This is a genomic window from Ruegeria sp. BHSC037, from assembly GCF_059613045.1.
In genome coordinates, this window is the sequence record NZ_JBXWRT010000005.1 from 78,556 (window position 1) to 95,574 (window position 17,019).

General features: G+C 62.5%; 18 protein-coding genes and 2 tRNA genes. 10 read left to right on the plus strand and 10 right to left on the minus strand.

Translation table 11 applies throughout. From position 1 onward, the window contains the following. The first annotated feature begins 10 nt into the window (after positions 1–10). The 10 genes from AC2FMN_RS06415 (at position 11) to AC2FMN_RS06460 (ending at position 8,849) form a co-directional block, all read left to right on the plus strand. Positions 11–895: a LysR family transcriptional regulator gene (locus AC2FMN_RS06415; RefSeq protein WP_496687021.1), complete on the plus strand. Its 885-nt coding sequence runs from the start codon at positions 11–13 to the stop codon at positions 893–895. Positions 896–1,078: 183 nt separating this feature from the next. Then, on the plus strand, positions 1,079–1,282 hold the full coding sequence (locus AC2FMN_RS06420; RefSeq protein ID WP_496687022.1) for a hypothetical protein: 204 nt from the start codon (positions 1,079–1,081) through the stop codon (positions 1,280–1,282). Continuing rightward, on the plus strand, positions 1,264–2,283 hold the full coding sequence (modA, locus tag AC2FMN_RS06425) for a molybdate ABC transporter substrate-binding protein (protein ID WP_496687023.1): 1,020 nt from the start codon (positions 1,264–1,266) through the stop codon (positions 2,281–2,283). Before AC2FMN_RS06420 ends, modA begins: the two co-directional genes overlap by 19 nt. A 4-nt stretch (positions 2,284–2,287) precedes the next feature. Further along, positions 2,288–2,956 (plus strand): molybdate ABC transporter permease subunit, encoded by a 669-nt coding sequence (gene modB, locus AC2FMN_RS06430; RefSeq protein WP_496687024.1) that lies wholly within the window; start codon positions 2,288–2,290, stop codon positions 2,954–2,956. After that, on the plus strand, positions 2,956–4,074 hold the full coding sequence (gene modC / locus AC2FMN_RS06435; RefSeq protein WP_496687025.1) for a molybdenum ABC transporter ATP-binding protein: 1,119 nt from the start codon (positions 2,956–2,958) through the stop codon (positions 4,072–4,074). The genes modB and modC overlap by 1 nt, the downstream gene beginning before the upstream one ends. A gap of 139 nt (positions 4,075–4,213) precedes the next feature. Continuing rightward, on the plus strand, positions 4,214–5,053 hold the full coding sequence (locus AC2FMN_RS06440) for an arsenate reductase/protein-tyrosine-phosphatase family protein (RefSeq protein ID WP_496687026.1): 840 nt from the start codon (positions 4,214–4,216) through the stop codon (positions 5,051–5,053). After that, complete coding sequence (locus AC2FMN_RS06445; protein WP_496687027.1) at positions 5,050–6,048, plus strand: ArsJ-associated glyceraldehyde-3-phosphate dehydrogenase; 999 nt, start codon at positions 5,050–5,052, stop codon at positions 6,046–6,048. Before AC2FMN_RS06440 ends, AC2FMN_RS06445 begins: the two co-directional genes overlap by 4 nt. After that, positions 6,045–7,322, plus strand: a complete 1,278-nt coding sequence (gene arsJ / locus AC2FMN_RS06450; protein WP_496687028.1) for an organoarsenical effux MFS transporter ArsJ — start codon at positions 6,045–6,047, stop codon at positions 7,320–7,322. The genes AC2FMN_RS06445 and arsJ overlap by 4 nt, the downstream gene beginning before the upstream one ends. Further along, positions 7,319–8,362, plus strand: coding sequence for an ACR3 family arsenite efflux transporter (arsB, locus tag AC2FMN_RS06455; RefSeq protein ID WP_496687029.1), 1,044 nt, complete (start codon positions 7,319–7,321; stop codon positions 8,360–8,362). Before arsJ ends, arsB begins: the two co-directional genes overlap by 4 nt. A gap of 328 nt (positions 8,363–8,690) precedes the next feature. Continuing rightward, on the plus strand, positions 8,691–8,849 hold the full coding sequence (locus tag AC2FMN_RS06460) for a hypothetical protein (protein ID WP_496687030.1): 159 nt from the start codon (positions 8,691–8,693) through the stop codon (positions 8,847–8,849). Between the two features lie 9 nt (positions 8,850–8,858). On the opposite strand, the gene AC2FMN_RS06465 is transcribed toward AC2FMN_RS06460, so the two are convergent. From AC2FMN_RS06465 to AC2FMN_RS06510, 10 genes are all read right to left on the minus strand, one after another. Next, the gene (locus tag AC2FMN_RS06465) at positions 8,859–9,956 is read right to left on the minus strand and encodes a M56 family metallopeptidase (RefSeq protein ID WP_496687031.1); all 1,098 of its coding nucleotides are present in this window, start codon (positions 9,954–9,956) and stop codon (positions 8,859–8,861) included. Further along, positions 9,943–10,338, minus strand: a complete 396-nt coding sequence (locus AC2FMN_RS06470) for a BlaI/MecI/CopY family transcriptional regulator (protein WP_005983946.1) — start codon at positions 10,336–10,338, stop codon at positions 9,943–9,945. Before AC2FMN_RS06470 ends, AC2FMN_RS06465 begins: the two co-directional genes overlap by 14 nt. Before the next feature lie 68 nt (positions 10,339–10,406). Further along, on the minus strand, positions 10,407–10,676 hold the full coding sequence (locus AC2FMN_RS06475; RefSeq protein WP_370797609.1) for a DUF2160 domain-containing protein: 270 nt from the start codon (positions 10,674–10,676) through the stop codon (positions 10,407–10,409). 146 nt (positions 10,677–10,822) lie between these two features. Continuing rightward, the gene (locus AC2FMN_RS06480) at positions 10,823–11,620 is read right to left on the minus strand and encodes a carbohydrate ABC transporter permease (RefSeq protein ID WP_475143518.1); all 798 of its coding nucleotides are present in this window, start codon (positions 11,618–11,620) and stop codon (positions 10,823–10,825) included. Next, positions 11,617–12,480, minus strand: coding sequence for a carbohydrate ABC transporter permease (locus AC2FMN_RS06485; RefSeq protein WP_005983941.1), 864 nt, complete (start codon positions 12,478–12,480; stop codon positions 11,617–11,619). Before AC2FMN_RS06485 ends, AC2FMN_RS06480 begins: the two co-directional genes overlap by 4 nt. Continuing rightward, positions 12,477–13,553: an ABC transporter ATP-binding protein gene (locus AC2FMN_RS06490; protein WP_496687032.1), complete on the minus strand. Its 1,077-nt coding sequence runs from the start codon at positions 13,551–13,553 to the stop codon at positions 12,477–12,479. The genes AC2FMN_RS06485 and AC2FMN_RS06490 overlap by 4 nt, the downstream gene beginning before the upstream one ends. Position 13,554: 1 nt before the next feature. Beyond that, a complete protein-coding gene (locus tag AC2FMN_RS06495; RefSeq protein ID WP_496679538.1) occupies positions 13,555–14,613 on the minus strand; it encodes an ABC transporter ATP-binding protein in 1,059 nt (352 codons plus the stop codon). Positions 14,614–14,706: 93 nt separating this feature from the next. Further along, positions 14,707–16,446, minus strand: a complete 1,740-nt coding sequence (locus tag AC2FMN_RS06500; RefSeq protein WP_496679539.1) for an ABC transporter substrate-binding protein — start codon at positions 16,444–16,446, stop codon at positions 14,707–14,709. Between the two features lie 319 nt (positions 16,447–16,765). After that, a tRNA-Glu gene (locus tag AC2FMN_RS06505) sits at positions 16,766–16,840 on the minus strand. Positions 16,841–16,864: 24 nt separating this feature from the next. After that, positions 16,865–16,939 (minus strand) — tRNA-Glu (locus AC2FMN_RS06510). Between the last annotated feature and the right edge of the window lie 80 nt (positions 16,940–17,019).

The window sequence follows — 17,019 nt, forward strand, 5'->3', positions numbered from 1 at the left end:
TGATGGAACAATGGCCAAGCTCAACCTTCACCATCTTCACCTGTTCCGTGCAGTCGCGCGCGAAGGTACGCTCACCGGCGCGGCGCAGCGGCTGAACCTGTCGCAGTCGGCGATGTCGACACAGATCAAGACGCTCGAAAGCACGCTTGGCCATCAGTTGTTCGAGCGCCGCGGACGCGGGCTGGTGCTGACCGAGGCAGGACGGATTGCGCTCGACCATGCCGAGTCGATCTTCCGGACCGCAGACGATCTCGTGGCCACTCTGCGCGACCGCCACGCCGGTCGGAGAGTTCTGCGCGTCGGCGCATTGTCCACGCTGTCGCGCAACTTTCAGATTGGTTTCATCGCGCCCTTTCTTGTGCAAGAAGATGTCGAAGTTATTCTGCGCTCCGGTCCGCAGTCTCAGCTCATCGCCGGTCTAGAGGCACTAACGCTTGACGTGGTGCTTACCAACCACCCCCCCGCGCAAGACGCAGCTAGCCGTCACTTGATCCACAGCATTGCCGAGCAACCAGTCAGTCTGATCGGTCCGCCCGATCTTGCTGGGCAGCCGCTGCACGACTTGCTGGAAAGCCGGCCACTGATCCTGCCTGCCTCCGGAAGCGCGCTGCGGGCGGCCATCGACGCTATGTTCGACGGGTTCTCAATCCTGCCCCGCATCGTCGCCGAAGCCGATGACATGGCCATGCTGCGGCTTCTGGCGCGCTCGGGTGCGGGGCTCGCTGTAATCCCACCCATCGTTGTACAGGACGAGCTTGCGTCAGGCCGGCTGGTCGAGCTTGCCAAGCTCGACGGGCTGTCGGAGACTTTCTTTGCTGTGACTCTGCGTCGCCGCTTCCCCAACCCTCTCATCCGCGACGCGCTGGAGGCGGCCATGGCCGCGGAGTTCGGCTGAGGCTGATCTGTGTAGCGTCAAGAAAACTTCCGTGCTGTCCAGCCGAATATTCCTTGCGTAAGCTTATGCAGCCACAGGCAGTGCTGGAGTCTTGGTTTTGTCAAAATGCTCGCGCGATTTTTTGCGAACCGCAATCTCGGTTCTGGCATCCGGTTTTGGACCCTGAGTCATCCTTGACCACTGATGAAACGAAACCCGCGCAATTTGGAGCGGTGCTATTTTCACAGGGATTTTCGATGGACTGAAAGTCAGCCCCGCCAAAATTTCGGCACCGGTTTCGAACGCTTGCAAGCTGAGCAACGTGGCGAGCCGACAGGAGGCAAAGCGGGCATCGCCGTTGATCGACTGGCGGTCAAGGATGATGAAATATGTCGTTCGTGCGGCTGAGACGGCCGGACCCAATCCAAAGGCCGTCTATTGCAGCGCCAGTTGCCTGTGTCGGCGTACTCTTTTTTGGTTTTCTGGAGGGACTCGTCGCAGAGGTCCTTGCCACAGAGCCGGATGGTCTGCGGCAAGAAATAGCAATTGACCCTTTGGGAGCGAGCGTGGATATTTTGCCAAGGAAAAATGGTGGCACATTCACCCGGAGCGCAGATATGAACCTCACCCGCCGCATGTTCGGGGCAGCGACTCTCGCCTGCGGAATTGCCGCCATTGCGCAACCCGCAGCGGCACGGGCGCAGGAACCGCCCATTATTGCCGCGGCATCGGATCTGCGCTTTGCGGTTCAGGATATCGCCGCCGCTTTCGCCATGAAAACCGGCCACGAACTGCGGCTTGCGTTCGGGTCCACCGGCAATTTCGCGCGGCAGATCCGCGAAGGCGCGCCTTTTGAAATGTTCATGGCGGCCGATGAAAGCTTTGTTCTCGATCTGGCCCGCGACGGGTTCTTGCGGGACGAGGGCGCTCTCTACGCCCAGGGGCGCGTGGCCATCGCAGTTCCGAACCAAGGGTCGGCGCTGGCAGCCGACGGGACGCTGGAAGACCTGCACCGCGCGCTTGGCGCCGGGCAGGTGTCGCGCTTTGCAATCGCCAATCCCCAGCACGCGCCCTATGGCATGCGGGCGATGGAGGTCCTGCAGCATGTGGGCATCTGGACGGCAATCGAACCGTCGCTGGTGTTGGGTGAAAATGTCAGCCAGGCCGCGCAGTTCGCGCTGTCGGGCAGCGCCGATGGAGGCATCATCGCTTGGTCCCTGGCCCAGTCGCCACAGCTCCAGCCGCTGGGGGAATTTGCGCTCATTCCCGCCGATTGGCACCAGCCGCTGATGCAGCGCATGGCCTTGGTGCGGAATGCGGGGCCCGTGGCAGAGGCGTTCTATCGCTACATGAAAATGCCTGTTGCGCTTGAAATCTTGGCGCGCCACGGCTTTACCGTGCCGGGTTAGACGCATGGATTGGCAGGCGCTCTGGCTTTCGCTTTCGCTGGCTGCGTGGACGGTGGCCTTGCTTCTACCGGTATCGATCCTGTTCGGGCGGTTTCTGGCGACCCGTAAGTTCCGGGGAAAGGGTGTGGTCGAGGGGCTTGTGATGCTGCCGCTGGTCCTGCCGCCGACCGTGTTCGGCTTCTACCTTCTGGTCACGCTCGGGCGGAACTCTCCGATCGGTGCGGCCTGGCAGGGGCTGTTCGGCCACCAATTGGTCTTCAGCTTCGAGGGATTGGTCGTGGCCTCGGTCATCTTCAACCTGCCATTTTCCATCCAACCGGCGCAGCGCGCCTTCGAGGCGATCCCGACGTCCCTGCGCGAAGCGGCGGCGGCCAGCGGGTTGCGCCCCCTGAGCGCTTTGCTGCGCATAGAACTTCCCCTGGCATGGCCGGGGGTAATGACGGCCATGGTGCTGACCTTCGCGCATACGCTGGGTGAATTCGGCATCGTCCTTATGGTGGGGGGCTCGATCCCCGGCGAGACCAAGACCATCGCCATCGCGATCTATGACCGCGTACAGGCCTTCGACATGCAGTCGGCGGCGACGATGTCTTCGGCTTTGGTCGCCTTTTCGCTGTTCACCATCGCCGTCACCTTCGCCCTGTCGGCCCGCATGGGGCGAAAGCTCGACTGATGACGCTCAGAGTTACGCTCCGGGCCAAGGCGCCAATTCCGCTTGATCTGACCTTTGCCGTCGGACCTGGAGAGTTGCTTGCGCTGGTCGGACCCTCGGGATCGGGCAAGACCACGACCTTGCGGACCATCGCTGGGTTCTGGCGGCCCGAAGCGGCGCGGGTCGAGGCCGCCGGGATCACATGGCTCGATACCGAGGCGGGGGTCTGCTTGCCGACGCACCGCCGCCGCGTGGGCTTTGTGTTTCAAGACTATGCGCTGTTTCCGCATTTGACGGCGGCGCAGAACGTGGCCACGTCCCTGGGGGATCTGCCCCGCCGTGCGCGGGTGCGCGAGGCCGAACACCTGTTGCAGCGCGTCCATCTGGATGGGCTCGGCCATCGCCGGCCGGCGGACCTGTCGGGCGGGCAGAAGCAGCGCGTGGCGCTGGCTCGGGCCTTGGCGCGGCGCCCCGACGTGCTGCTTCTGGACGAGCCGTTCTCGGCCGTGGATCGTGCCACGCGTGAGCGGCTGTACGGCGAGATCATCGCTTTGCGGTCCGATCTGGAAATGCCGGTGGTTCTGGTGACCCATGACGTGAACGAGGCGCAGTTGCTTGCGGATCGGATGTTGGTGATCGACCGCGGCCGGGTCGTGCGCGACGGCACCACGGCCGAAGTGATGGCCGACGCCGACGCGCTGCGGGCCATGGGAATCCGCGAAGCGGCTGTCATGCTGCCCGCGATGGTGGCCGAGCATCTCGACGACGGTCTGACCCGACTTGACGCCGCGACCGGTCCGCTGTTCTTGCCCAGGATCGACGGGGCGCCCGGCACCGGTGTCCGGGTGCGGATCATGGCGCATGACGTGATCCTGTCGCGCGCCCGGCCTCTGGGGCTGTCGGCGCAGAACATCCTTGGCGGAACAGTGACACGGATCGTACCCGGAGCAGGACCGGGCGTGCTGGTCCATGTTGCGGTCGGTGAACACGAGATCCTCGCTCGGATCACACGCCGCGCGGCAGCCGATCTTGGTTTGCGACCGGGGGATCCGGTCCACGCCATCCTCAAATCCATGTCCGTTGCCCGCGATCATGTTGCGCGTGCCGCTGATGACGCGGGGGGCGAAGGCCTGGGCTGATCAGATCGGGCAAGGGTCCGTTGCGGCACAGGCCGGGGTCATGCCGGGGGCGTCCTGTCGGTTTGCGGCACTGCGAGAGTACGAGCTGTCATCAAACCGTCACTTGCGCTGCGCTTTTAATTTCGAATATTCATGAAATATGGAAAAAATGATTCCCGAACGTCTGTCCACCCTGGGACATCCACAGCGGCTTACCGTATTTCGGCTGCTGATGCGGCGCTATCCCGACCGCGTCCCGGCCTCGGAGATCGCGCGCGCGCTGGGGCTAAAGCCCAACACGCTGTCGAATTACCTGAGTGCATTGCTGCAGGTGGGCCTGGTTTCGCAGGAGCGGGCAGGGACCTCGTTGCGCTATGCCATCGAGATGGCGGCAGTGCGCGGGACGATCGACTATTTGCTGCTGGACTGCTGCCGCGGCCGCCCCGAGATCTGCGCGCCCGCTTCCTGCACCACGTCTGACAAGACCGATCGGGACCGGAAGCTGAATGTGCTGTTCATCTGCACCGGCAATTCGGCGCGGTCGATCTTTGCCGAGGCGATCCTGCGGGACGAGGCGGGCGACCGGTTCAACGTGTATTCGGCCGGCACCCGGGCCCGGGCTGCGTTGAACCCGGTTGCTTTGCAGGTGCTGAAGCTCAATGGCCATGACATTTCGGATTTGCGCGCCAAGACCATCACCGAGCTTCAAACCCCGGGCGCGCCGGATTTCGATTTCGTGTTCACGGTCTGCGATCAGGCCGCGAACGAAGACTGTCCCGCCTGGCCCGGCCAGCCCATCAGCGCGCATTGGGGCGTGCCCGATCCGGTCGGAGCCGACGGGACGCAAGAGCAGAAAACTTGTGCCTTTCAAGATGCTTACGACGCGATCCGCAACCGAATCCTGACCTTTTCATCGCTGCCGCTTGAAACCCTGGATCGCATATCTCTTCAGAACGCCGTGGATGACATCGGCCGGATCCATACCGAAGAAACCTCATGACCGTTTATGCTCTCAACGGCTTGGGCCGCATCGGCAAGCTGGCCCTGAAACCTCTGCTTGAGAAAGGCGCGCAGATCGCCTGGATCAATGATGCGGTGGGGGACCCCGCGATGCACGCGCATCTTCTGGAGTTCGACACCGTGCATGGCCGCTGGGCCGCCGACTTCAGTCATGACGAAAACTCGGTCACCATTGACGGCGTGCGGCTGCCCTTCATCGGAACCCGCAACCTGTCGGAGCTGCCGCTTGAGGGCGTCGACGTCATCATCGACTGCACCGGAGTTTTCAAGACCGAGGCAAAGCTGGCCCCTTACTTCGACGCCGGCCTGAAAAAGGTGGTGGTCTCGGCTCCGGTCAAGGATGGTGATACGGCCAATATCGTCTTTGGCGTGAACGAAGGCACCTATGATCCGGCCCGCCACCGCATCGTGACCGCGGCCAGCTGCACCACGAACTGCCTTGCCCCGGTGGTCAAGGTCATCCACGAGAGCCTGGGCATCCGGCACGGCTCGATCACCACGATTCATGACGTGACCAACACGCAGACGATCGTGGACCGTCCGGCCAAGGACCTGCGCCGTGCCCGGTCGGCGCTGAACTCGCTGATCCCCACGACCACCGGCAGCGCCACGGCGATCACCCTGATCTATCCCGAGCTGACGGGGCGGCTGAACGGGCATGCGGTGCGGGTGCCGCTGCTGAATGCCTCGCTGACCGATTGCGTGTTCGAGGTTGAACGCGAAACGACGGCCGAAGAGGTGAACGCCCTTTTCAAGACCGCGGCCGAGGGGCCTCTGGCCGGCATTCTGGGCTATGAGGAGCGTCCGCTGGTCTCGACCGACTATACCAATGACACCCGGTCCAGCATCGTGGATGCACCGTCGACCATGGTGGTGAACGGAACGCAGGTAAAGGTCTATGCCTGGTACGACAACGAGATGGGCTATGCGCACCGTCTGGTGGATGTGGCGATGATGGTCGGGGCATCGCTTTGACACGCGCTTCCCAACGTCCGGACGGGCTGTCGGCCTATATGGCCGTCACGGCAGCCTATTGGGCCTTCATGCTGACCGACGGCGCCCTGCGGATGCTTGTGCTGCTGAATTTTCACACTTTGGGCTTTTCACCGGTCCAGCTGGCCTATTTGTTCGTGCTGTACGAGATCGCCGGGATGGCCACCAACCTGGCCGCCGGGTGGATCGCCGCGCGGTTCGGGCTGACCGCGACCCTGTACGCAGGGCTGACGATACAGGTGCTGGCGTTGCTGGCGCTGGCGCAATTGGATCCGGGCTGGACCATCGGTGTGTCCGTCGCCTTCGTGATGGTCGTGCAGGGCGCCAGCGGAGTGGCCAAGGACCTGACCAAGATGTCGTCGAAATCGGCAGTCAAGCTGTTGGCCCCCACAGAAGGCGGCGGGCTGTTCCGCTGGGTGGCGGTGCTGACAGGGTCGAAGAACGCGGTCAAGGGGCTGGGCTTCCTGCTGGGGGCGGCCTTGTTGGCCGAGCTCGGCTTCACGGGTGCCGTGCTGGGCATGGCGGGGGTTTTGTTCCTTATCTTGGTGGCGGTGCTGCTGGCGATGCCGCCGGGGCTGCCTAAAGGGCGCAAGGGCGCGAAGTTTTCCGAGGTCTTTTCGAAATCGGCCAATGTGAACTGGCTGTCCGCGGCGCGGGTCTTCCTGTTCGGGGCGCGCGACGTCTGGTTCGTCGTCGGCATCCCGATCTATTTTTATGCTGTGCTGTCGGATGGCAGCGAAGCAGGCAACCGCGCGGCTTTTTTTCTGATCGGCGGGTTCATGGCCATGTGGGTCATTCTGTATGGCATCTTTCAGGCCGCCGCCCCGCGCCTGCTGCGGGCAGGGGCGCGGGATGAGGCCGATCTGGTCGCAGCGGCGCGCAGCTGGGCCTGGGGGCTAGCCTGTGTGCCGGCCCTATTGACGGTGGCCGCGCTGCTGTCCTCTGGTCCGACGCCATGGCTGACGCTGACGCTGGTGGGTGGTCTGCTGGCCTTTGGCGCGGTCTTTGCGGTGAATTCCTCGCTGCATTCTTACCTGATCCTGGCCTTCACCCAGGCCGAGCGGGTGACGATGGATGTGGGGTTCTACTACATGGCTAACGCGGGCGGGCGGCTGTTGGGTACGCTGCTGTCTGGGCTGACCTATCAATGGGGCGGGTTGCCCTTGATGCTGGGGACGGCGGCCGCCATGGTCTCGGTGTCCGCCGTGGCGGCGGGGCGCTTGCAGCCCCAAACAACTTCGGAGATCTCGGCATGAGCGTATTTGAACGGTATCTGTCCCTGTGGATCGCGCTGGCCATGGCCGCTGGGATCGCCATCGGCTCGTTCGCGCCGGGTTTGGTTCAGGCCATCGCGGCGGCCGAGGTGGCCAATGTCAACCTGGTGGTGGCGGTGCTGATCTGGGCCATGGTCTATCCGATGATGGTAGGGGTGGACCCGGGCAGCCTGCGCGACGTGGTAAAACAGCCCAAAGGGCTGGCGATCACTCTGGTGGTCAACTGGCTGATCAAGCCCTTTACCATGGCGGCGCTGGGCGTGCTGTTCTTCGAATACGTCTTCGCCGACCTGATCGCGCCCGCCGATGCCCAGCAATATATCGCGGGGCTGATCCTGCTGGGTGCGGCACCCTGCACGGCAATGGTGTTCGTCTGGTCGCATCTGACCAAGGGGGACGAGAACTATACCCTGCTGCAGGTGTCGGTGAATGATTTTGTCATGGTCTTTGCCTTCGCTCCGATCGTGGCCTTCCTGCTGGGCGTGACCGACATTTCCGTTCCGTGGCAGACGCTGGTCCTGTCGGTTGTCCTGTTCGTGGCACTGCCACTGGCGGCGGGTGTCTGGACGCGCAACCGGCTGGGCTCGGCTGAGCGGATCGCGGCGTTCCGCGACCGGGTCAAGCCGTGGGGTGTTGTCGGCCTGATCGCGACCGTCGTCATCCTGTTCGGACTGCAGGGGCAGGTGATCCTAGACCGGCCGGCGGTCATTGCATTGATCGCCGTGCCGATCCTGATCCAGTCCTACGGGATCTTTGCGGTGGCCTACGCGGCGGCCTTTGCCCTGCGCGTGCCGCACCGGATCGCGGCGCCCTGCGCGCTGATCGGCACGTCGAACTTCTTTGAACTGGCGGTGGCCGTCGCCATCAGCCTGTTCGGCCTGAACTCGGGTGCGGCTCTGGCCACGGTAGTGGGTGTGTTGGTCGAGGTGCCGGTGATGCTGTCGCTGGTGACTTTCGCCAACCGGACACGCGGCAGGTTCCAGCAACGCGAAACAGGTGCCGTGGAACGTGCCGGCATCTGACTGTCGGTTTAACATGCTGAAAGAAAGCACGTCTTGCCCATCTCGGAGGTCGCGAAAAATTCTCTCGGCGCCCACTTGAAATCTGGTTTCAACGAAACTTTGGCCGGTTGTGAGACGCCCGATTGGGGTTTCGTGGTTACGTGACAGGTTCGGCTGAAACAGCGGACCGCCAGCCGTTCGCCAGGACGGGAACAGATGACTGACGCGACTACACTGCGCTGCCCTCGGGGCGGCCCGACTTGCCGCATGTCCGATCTCTGTCGGGGGGGGGGGGCGGCGCGATACGTCACAGGTGGCGCCCGGGAAACGACACCAGAGGAGGACGCGCATGCTTGCACCTGCATTCAACCGACGCAACGATCCGTTTGCAATCATGCGGTCGATGATGCGTGACTTTGACCGCCTGTCCGGTGATGGTCCGGCCCGCTGTTCTGGGCCGGCGCGGATCGCCGCGCCGCGCTTTGGTCCGTGGGGCGTGTATAGGTGACGGCGGCGGTCAGTTCCCGTTGTTGCGCGCTTCCAGCCGTTCAAGATTGACCACCGTCGACAGCATCAGCCTGTCGTGGCTCCAATCCTGGGTCTGGCGGAACGATGCCGCCGCGAATGCCACCAGAACGGCAAAGATCAGCGTCGTCGCAAGAAAGAAGGCGGGCACGGGCGCGTTCAGTCGGGGCGCGTCGGCCAGGGCGATCACCCGCTGCCGCAGGACCCGCTTGGCCTTGCCACCGGGAACCAGGGCCACGTTCAGAACACGCGGGCGGCCCTGCGAGACCGTTCTGGCGCAGTAATCCAGCAGACATTTGGTATAGTCGCGGGCGTCGATTCCGCGGCGCATGACCACGGATTGGTCGCAGGACAGCTCACGCAGACGGCTGAACTGATATTTCAGCAGCCAGAAGGCCGGGTTCCAGAACAACAGCGGACGCAGCAGTTCGAATCCAAGCTCCCATTCGACGTCTCGGGCGCGGACATGCTCGAGTTCATGTGCCAGCGCAAAGCGTAGCTCGCGCGGGGTGTCCAGCAGATGGCTGGGCAGCACCACATGGCGGCGGCGCAGACCGCGCACAGCGAAGGGAACGGTGATCCGGTCCGAGAGGCGCACGTCCACGCGGGTCGAGCGGCGCCAGAGGAAGCTGCTCTGAACGGTTTCGCGAATGGCCAGCGCATCCCGAACCGTCCGTGCCAGAATGCGCAGCGCGGCAAGGATCAGCGCCGCGACAAGCCCGGTCAGAACCGGGCTTTGACCGGACAGCACAAGATCGACCCAGCGCTGGCGTGTGTTCAGCAAGGCCTCGAACTGGGTCGCCGGCATGGCGATGTCGCCCCGCAGATAGGCCGCGACGGCGATGTCCCCGATGGCCACGGCGCGTCCGGGCCACATTTGCGCGGACAGTGCGGTCACCGTGAGCGCCAGAACCGGGCTGAGCAGAACACACAGGCAAAGCGCCTTGAGCACACGCAATTGAACGATGAAATTGTGCCGCTGCACCGTTGGGCGCAACGCCGCCCGGGCGGCCAGCCAGATCAGCGCGGACAAGGCCAGCACGACATTCAGGTCCAAATAGGCGTCGAGTACCGGTTTAACCGCTGTCATTTTGCAGTCTCCTCTCTACCAGTGCTCGAATTTCCTCCAGATCAGCTTCGGTCAGGCCGGCGTCATCGACAAGACGTGCCACCAGCGAGGCCGGGGTGTCATCGAACAACGTGCGAGACAGGTTCTGCAGCGACCGCGCCTGATAGGTGTCCTTCTCAAGCAGCGGGCGATAGATCAGGGTTTTGCCATCCTTGCGGCTTTGGACAAATCCCTTTTCATCCAGGATACGCAGGATCGTCGCGCCCGAGGTGTAGGCCAGGTTCCGCTCGGGCGGCAGCCGGTCCAGCACGTCGCGTACCGAGCCTTCGCCAAGTGCCCAAAGCTCGTTCATGAACTCCAGTTCAACCTCGGTCAGCAGATTTCCTGTCTTTCTCTTTCGCATCGGTTTCGGTGTCACCATTTTGCCTGTTATGCTTGCCAGACAAGCATCCTTTCACGGTTGCGCAAAGCCTAAACTTTCCAGAAAACGAAAATGCCCCAGCCGATCGACAGGAAAAGCGGGGTCCAGACCGGTTGGCCGACCAGCCCCAGCCAGGCCAGAAAGATATAGGCCGAACCCAGCAGGGTGATGAACAGCCGGTCGCCCAATGTGGTGGTCAGGCCCAGCACGCCCCGGCGTTCGATCCCGTCGCGAAACTTGACCACCTCGAGTACCCCGATCAGGGCGATGGCCGAGAAGATGCCCACGAAAACCGCCAGCGTTGCCGGGGTCCAGGCCATCCAGAAATCGGGCCACAGCGGGTCGGTCCAGGAAAAGCCCTTGGGTTCTTCCTGACCGACATTGCCCCAGCCGGCCTTGGCTTGCGCCAGCGCCGAGGACGGGGCGAGCAGGGAGAAGGAGAGAAGGAGTTTGCGCATGTCGAACCTCATACACGTCCCATCGCGAAACCGCGCGCGATGTAGTTGCGGACAAACCAGATGACGATGGCGCCGGGGATGATGGTCAGGGTGCCTGCGGCAGCCAGCAGGCCCAGCTCGTAGCCTGCGCTGGACGCGGTGCGGGTCATCACGGCGGCGATCGGTTTGGCCTCAACCGCCGTCAGGGTCTTGGCCAGCAGCATTTCCACCCACGAGAACATGAAACAGAAGAATGCCGCCACGCCCACGCCCGCCTTGATGTTGGGCAGGAAGATCGTGACGAAGAACCGGGGGAAGGAATAGCCGTCGACATAGGCGGTTTCATCCAGCTCTTTCGGGATGCCGCGCATGAAACCTTCCAGGATCCACACTGCCAGCGGCACGTTGAACAGCGTGTGCGCCAGTGCCACCGCCAGGTAGGTGTCGAAGAGGTGGATCGACGAATACAGCTGAAAGAAGGGCAGGGCGAACACGGCCGCCGGGGCCATGCGGTTGGTCAGCAGCCAGAAGAACAGCTGCTTGTCGCCCAGGAACCGATAGCGCGAGAACGCGTAGGCCGCAGGCAACGCCACGCAGACCGACAGGACCGTGTTGATCGTCACATAGGTGATCGAGTTGATATAGCCCCAATACCACGTCGGATCGGTGAAGATGGCCTTGTAGTTCTCCAGCGTAAAGGTCTGGGGAAAAAGGGAGAAGCCTGACAGGATCTCGTTCGTGGTCTTGAAGGACATCGCCACCAGCCAATAGATCGGCAACATCAGGAACGCGATATACAGGATCGGGATGAGGGACCGCTTCTTCATTGCGCGTCATCCTTTGTCATGAGGGTGTAGAAGACCCAGGAAACCAGCAGCGTGATGGCGAAATAGATCAGGCTCATCGCGGCCGCGGGGCCAAGGTCGAACTGTCCCAGCGCGATCTTCACCAGGTCGATCGACAGCAGGGTGGTCGAGTTGCCGGGACCGCCGCCGGTCAGAACGAAGGGTTCGGTGTAGATGTTGAAACTGTCCATGAACCGCAGCAGAACCGCGATGGTCAGAACCGTCTTCATCTTGGGCAGCTGAATATAGCGGAACACCGACCACGGGCTTGCTCCGTCGATCTTGGCTGCCTGGTAATAGGCGTCGGGGATGGACACCAGACCGGCATAGCACAGCAGCACAACCAGCGAGGTCCAGTGCCAGACATCCATCACCACGATGGTGATCCAGGCCGACAGCGGTTGTTGGGTCATGTCATAGTTGATGCCCAGCACGTCGTTCAGGAAATACCCCAGCAAGCCAATCTTGGGTAGGGTGAAGATGTTCCACATCGAGCCGACCACGTTCCACGGGATCAACATCGGCAGGGCCATCAGCACCAGGCAGACCGGCACCCAGAAGCCCTTGCGCGGCATCGACAAGGCCACGATGATGCCCAGCGGCACCTCGATCATCAGGATCAGCGCGGTGAACAGGAACTGTCGCCCCAGCGCCGCTTGGAAGCGGTCAGACCGCAGGATCTGTTCGAACCAGCCCAGCCCTTCCCAGAAGAACTGGTTGTTGCCGAAGGTTTCCTGGACCGAGTAGTTGACCACCGTCATCATGGGCACCAGTGCGTTGAACGCCACCAGCGCCAGCACCGGCAGGACAAAGAACCACGCTTTCTGATTTTCCGTTCTCATCGGGCGCGCTCCTCGGTTGCGATCCAGCCGTCACGATAGACGCGCGTCTGTTCAGGTTTGAATTGAAGACAGACTTGCGATCCGGGCTCGGGGGGCGCGTGTTCGGTCACCGCCTTCACTGGGCTGGTGCCGACCATGGCGCTGACCACATAGTGCCGCCCGATATCGGCCACCTTGGTGATATGGGCCGGGATGCCATCGGGGCCAAAGCCCACATATTCGGGCCGGATTCCCAGATCGGTGCGACCGCCGGTGCCGCTGACCGGACCTTCCAGCATCACCTCGTGCCCTTCGAACAGGGCACGGTCGCCCCGCGCCTCGCAGGGCAGCACGTTCATGCCGGGCGAGCCGATGAAATGGCCCACGAATGTGTGTTGCGGGCGCTCGAACAGCTCGACCGGAGTTCCGATCTGGACCACTTCGCCTTCCTGCATCACAACCACCTCGTCTGCGAAGGTGAGCGCTTCGGTCTGGTCGTGTGTGACATAGATCATCGTCGCCTTGACGCGCTGGTGAAGCTCTTTCAGCTTGGACCGCAGCTTCCATTTCAGATGCGGGTCGATCACGGTCAGCGGCTCGTCGAACATCACTGCGTTCACGTCGTCGCGGACCAGACCGCGGCCCATCGAGATCTTCTGCTTGTTGTCCGGGCTGAGGCCGCTGGCGCGGGTGTTCAGCATGTCGGTGACATCCAGCATCTCGGCGATCTCGTCGACGCGCCGCTTAATCGTCGCCGGATCGACGCCGCGGTTCTTGAGCGGAAAGGCCAAGTTCTCGCCGACGGTCATCGTGTCGTAGATCACCGGAAACTGGAACACTTGCGCGATGTTGCGCTGATCAGGGGGCAGGGCGGTCACGTCGCGGTCGTCGAACAGGATCTGCCCCTCGGATGGGGTCAACAGACCCGAGATGATGTTCAGCAGCGTGGACTTGCCGCAGCCCGATGGCCCCAGCAGAGCATAGGCCCCGCCATCACGCCAGGTTACGTCGATTTCCTTCAGCGCATAGTCCTGTGGGCCTTGCGGCGATGGCATGTAGCTGTGTTTGAGGTTTGCAAGCTTGATCTGTGCCATGTCAGGCCACCCTTTTGCCGTCTTGGCCGAAATACCGGCAATGGGCCGGGTTCATGTAGAATGTGTGGTCCTCGCCCACCTGATAGGGGTGGACCCCGGCGGCCAGCGACACCCAGGCGTCTTCGCCATGCTGGAAATGCGCGCTGGAATCCGATCCGGACAGTTCGGTCACGATCACGCGGCCGGTCAGCTCGACGTCATCGGCCGAGGCGCGCACGGGGGTGACGCGGTGCGGGCGCACGGCGACCTTGTATTGCCCGTCGGACAGGCTGATGCCCTCGCTCAGCCGCCATGTGCCGCCGCCGGCCAACTGAACCTGGCCACCGGTGATCGTGACGCGGGCCACGTTGATGGGCGGGTCGGAAAACACCCGCGCGGCGGCGAGGTTTTCGGGATTGCGATAGATGTCCGCCGTCGGGCCGAACTGAGTCACGCGGCCGTCCTCCATCAAGGCGGTGTAGCCGCCCAGCAGCAGCGCCTCTTCGGGTTCGGACGTGGCATACACCACCACGGCGCCGCGCCCGGCGAACAGCTCGGGCAATTGCTCGCGCAATTCCTCGCGCAGCTTGTAGTCCAGATTGGCCAGCGGCTCGTCCAGGAATACCGCGCGGCTGTCCTTGGCGATGGCGCGGGCCAGAGCGGTGCGTTGCTGTTGGCCACCCGACAGTTCATGCGGGCGACGGTGCAGCATCGGGCGCAGTTGCAGCAGGTCGGCGGCCTCTTCCACGCGGCCTTCGATCTCGGATTGCGCCATTCCGGCCACGCGCAGCGGCGAGGCGATATTGTCGAATACAGTCATATGCGGGTAGTTCACGAAGAACTGATGGACGAGGCTGATCTTGCGTTTCTGAGTGCTCAGCCGTGTCACGTCCTGCCCGTCCATCAGAACCTTGCCCGAGGCAATCGGATCCAGGCCGGCCATCATCTTGATCAGAGATGTCTTGCCCGACCCGGTCGCGCCCAGAAGCACGTTGAAATGGCCGGTCTGCAGCGTCAGGGACGTGGGTTTGATATGGGTAACGGTGCCGACCCGCTTGGTCGCGTCTTGTAATTCGATCATGTCCGTGGGTTCCGATCCCGCAGCGCGTGGCAACGCTGTTTGGTCTTGGTTGGCAAGGGGCGCCGGTACCGGCGCCCCCCGGGGAGTAGTGGCTTACTGGGACTGCCAGCGTGCCACCAGTTCGTCATAGTTGACGGTCTGGCCTTGCGGCTTCTCGTTTTCCAGCTTCGGCTTCGGCGCGCCCGGCTGGCTCAGCCAATATTCGGGGTCGCGCGGCTCGTTCAGGCGCGGACCACAGCCGCCGTAAACGCCAGCGCTTTCATCCGCAGCCTGCATACGGGCCATGGTGATGTCCATCTCTTCGGCCAGACGGTCCATCGCCTCTTGCGGGGTGAAGGCGCCCGAGTTCACGTCGCCGATCTGCTGCCACCAGATCTGGGCCAGCTTGGGGTAGTCGGGAACGTTGATGCCGGTCGGCGACCATGCCACGCGGTCGGGCGAGCGGTAGAACTCGACCAGGCCACCCAGCTTGGGTGCGCGTTCGGTAAATGACTCATGATTGACCGAGCTGTCGCGGATGAAGGTCAGACCCACATGGGACTTTTTCACATCGACGGTCTTGGACGTCACGAACTGAGCGTACAGCCACGCGGCCTGTGCCCGATCCGACGGGGTGGATTTCAGGAAGGTCCACGATCCCACGTCCTGATAGCCAACCTTCTGACCTTCTTCCCAATAGGGACCATGCGGGCTGGGCGCCATCCGCCACAGCGGGTTGCCCTCGTCGTCGACGGTGTTGTTGCCTTCGGACTTGGGCTTGACCATGTCGGCGGTAAAGGCCGTGTACCAGAAGATCTGCTGAGCCACGTTGCCTTGCGACAGAGCGGGCAGCGACTGGTAGAAGTCATAGGACGCCGCACCCGGAGGCGCGTATTTGCGCAGCCATTCGTCCCATTTGCGGATCGCATAGACCGCCGCCGGGCCGTTCGCGGCACCGCCACGCGACACCGAAGCGCCGACCGGGTTGCAGGTGCCCGCTTCCATGCGGATGCCCCATTCATCGACAGGGATACCGTTGGGCTCGCCCTTGTCGCCGGCGCCAGCCATCGACAGCCAGGCATCGGTCATGCGCCAGCCAAGGTCGGGCGCGCGCTTGCCGTAATCCATGTGGCCATAGATCGCGACCCCGTCGACTTCCTTGACGTCCTCGGTGAAGAACTCGGCGATATCCTCGTAGGCCGACCAGTTGACCGGAACGCCCAAATCATAGCCATATTTTTCCTTGAATGCGGCCTTGTTGGCTTCATCATCGAACCAGTCCTTGCGGAACCAGTACAGGTTGGCGAATTGTTGGTCGGGCAGCTGGTACAGCTTGCCGTCCGGCCCGGTAGTGAACTGGATGCCCATGAAGTCGTCCAGATCCAGCGTTGGAGAGGTCGTAGCCGCCCATTCGCCTTCCATCATGTCCGAGAGGGGATAGGCCAGTTGCAGGCGCGAATGCGTCCCGATCAGGTCGCTGTCGTTGACATAGCCGTCATACAGGTTCCGACCGGTCTGCATCTGGGTTTGAACGGCCTGGACGACCTCGCCTTCACCCAGGATCTGGTGGTTGACCTTGATGCCGGTGATTTCCTCGAATGCCTTGGTCAGAACCTCGGATTCATAGGAATGGGTCGGGATGCCTTCCGACAGGACGTTGATTTCCATTCCGGCAAAGGGTTCAGCAGCCTTAATGAACCACTGCATCTCCGCCATCTGCTCGTCTTTCGACAAGGCGGATGGCTGAAATTCGTCGTCGATCCAGCGTTTGGCTGCGGCTTCGTCGGCCCAAACCGGACCGTGCCCCGCAATGACGGCAGCCGCCGCCACTGCGGACAAAAGATGTTTCCGCATCTTTCTCCTCCCAAGATTTATGGTTCTCCGGTGCGACCCGGATGAAAGGCAGCATCGGCGATTTTCCGCGAGTCTGTCAAACTAAAAAATTAGTAATTGAGGCGGCACCCGGTTTTGATCTCTCAGAGATATGAGGTAAGATCTTGAATTAATGAGGCATTAAATGGGTTCGACGTAGCGTCGCGGGCGATGAGGACGCGTCGGGCTGTGTTGCCCAGCCACCCGAAAAGTGTCGACGCCGAACCTCAGACCCAGCCAGACCCGGGCTGTGAACAGTTCACCAGCGACGGAACGCCATGGATTTGGTGAAAAGTAAGAGTGGCAGCCCGTAGGGGAATCGAACCCCTCTTTCCAGGTTGAAAACCTGGCGTCCTAACCGATAGACGAACGGGCCACGCAAGCCTTGCACAAGCACAAGTGGCAGCCCGTAGGGGAATCGAACCCCTCTTTCCAGGTTGAAAACCTGGCGTCCTAACCGATAGACGAACGGGCCACGCTGGCTTGTGGAGGGCCTTTTACGGATTACGTTCCGCCCCCGCAAGACGAAAAATGCAGCCATGTGAAACTTTTTTG

Bases quoted from the DNA above. Each gene is read 5' to 3' on its own strand.
- AC2FMN_RS06465 (WP_496687031.1), bottom strand. From the start codon at position 9,956: ATGACAGCGGTTAAACCGGTACTCGACGCCTATTTGGACCTGAATGTC.
- AC2FMN_RS06475 (WP_370797609.1), bottom strand. From the start codon at position 10,676: ATGGCCTGGACCCCGGCAACGCTGGCGGTTTTCGTGGGCATCTTCTCG.
- AC2FMN_RS06420 (WP_496687022.1), top strand. From the start codon at position 1,079: ATGAAACGAAACCCGCGCAATTTGGAGCGGTGCTATTTTCACAGGGAT.
- AC2FMN_RS06480 (WP_475143518.1), bottom strand. From the start codon at position 11,620: ATGAAGAAGCGGTCCCTCATCCCGATCCTGTATATCGCGTTCCTGATG.
- AC2FMN_RS06500 (WP_496679539.1), bottom strand. From the start codon at position 16,446: ATGCGGAAACATCTTTTGTCCGCAGTGGCGGCGGCTGCCGTCATTGCG.
- AC2FMN_RS06445 (WP_496687027.1), top strand. From the start codon at position 5,050: ATGACCGTTTATGCTCTCAACGGCTTGGGCCGCATCGGCAAGCTGGCC.
- modB (WP_496687024.1), top strand. From the start codon at position 2,288: ATGGATTGGCAGGCGCTCTGGCTTTCGCTTTCGCTGGCTGCGTGGACG.
- modC (WP_496687025.1), top strand. From the start codon at position 2,956: ATGACGCTCAGAGTTACGCTCCGGGCCAAGGCGCCAATTCCGCTTGAT.
- AC2FMN_RS06415 (WP_496687021.1), top strand. From the start codon at position 11: ATGGCCAAGCTCAACCTTCACCATCTTCACCTGTTCCGTGCAGTCGCG.
- AC2FMN_RS06485 (WP_005983941.1), bottom strand. From the start codon at position 12,480: ATGAGAACGGAAAATCAGAAAGCGTGGTTCTTTGTCCTGCCGGTGCTG.
- AC2FMN_RS06490 (WP_496687032.1), bottom strand. From the start codon at position 13,553: ATGGCACAGATCAAGCTTGCAAACCTCAAACACAGCTACATGCCATCG.
- AC2FMN_RS06440 (WP_496687026.1), top strand. From the start codon at position 4,214: ATGGAAAAAATGATTCCCGAACGTCTGTCCACCCTGGGACATCCACAG.
- AC2FMN_RS06495 (WP_496679538.1), bottom strand. From the start codon at position 14,613: ATGATCGAATTACAAGACGCGACCAAGCGGGTCGGCACCGTTACCCAT.
- AC2FMN_RS06460 (WP_496687030.1), top strand. From the start codon at position 8,691: ATGCTTGCACCTGCATTCAACCGACGCAACGATCCGTTTGCAATCATG.
- arsB (WP_496687029.1), top strand. From the start codon at position 7,319: ATGAGCGTATTTGAACGGTATCTGTCCCTGTGGATCGCGCTGGCCATG.
- AC2FMN_RS06470 (WP_005983946.1), bottom strand. From the start codon at position 10,338: ATGCGAAAGAGAAAGACAGGAAATCTGCTGACCGAGGTTGAACTGGAG.
- modA (WP_496687023.1), top strand. From the start codon at position 1,264: ATGTCGTTCGTGCGGCTGAGACGGCCGGACCCAATCCAAAGGCCGTCT.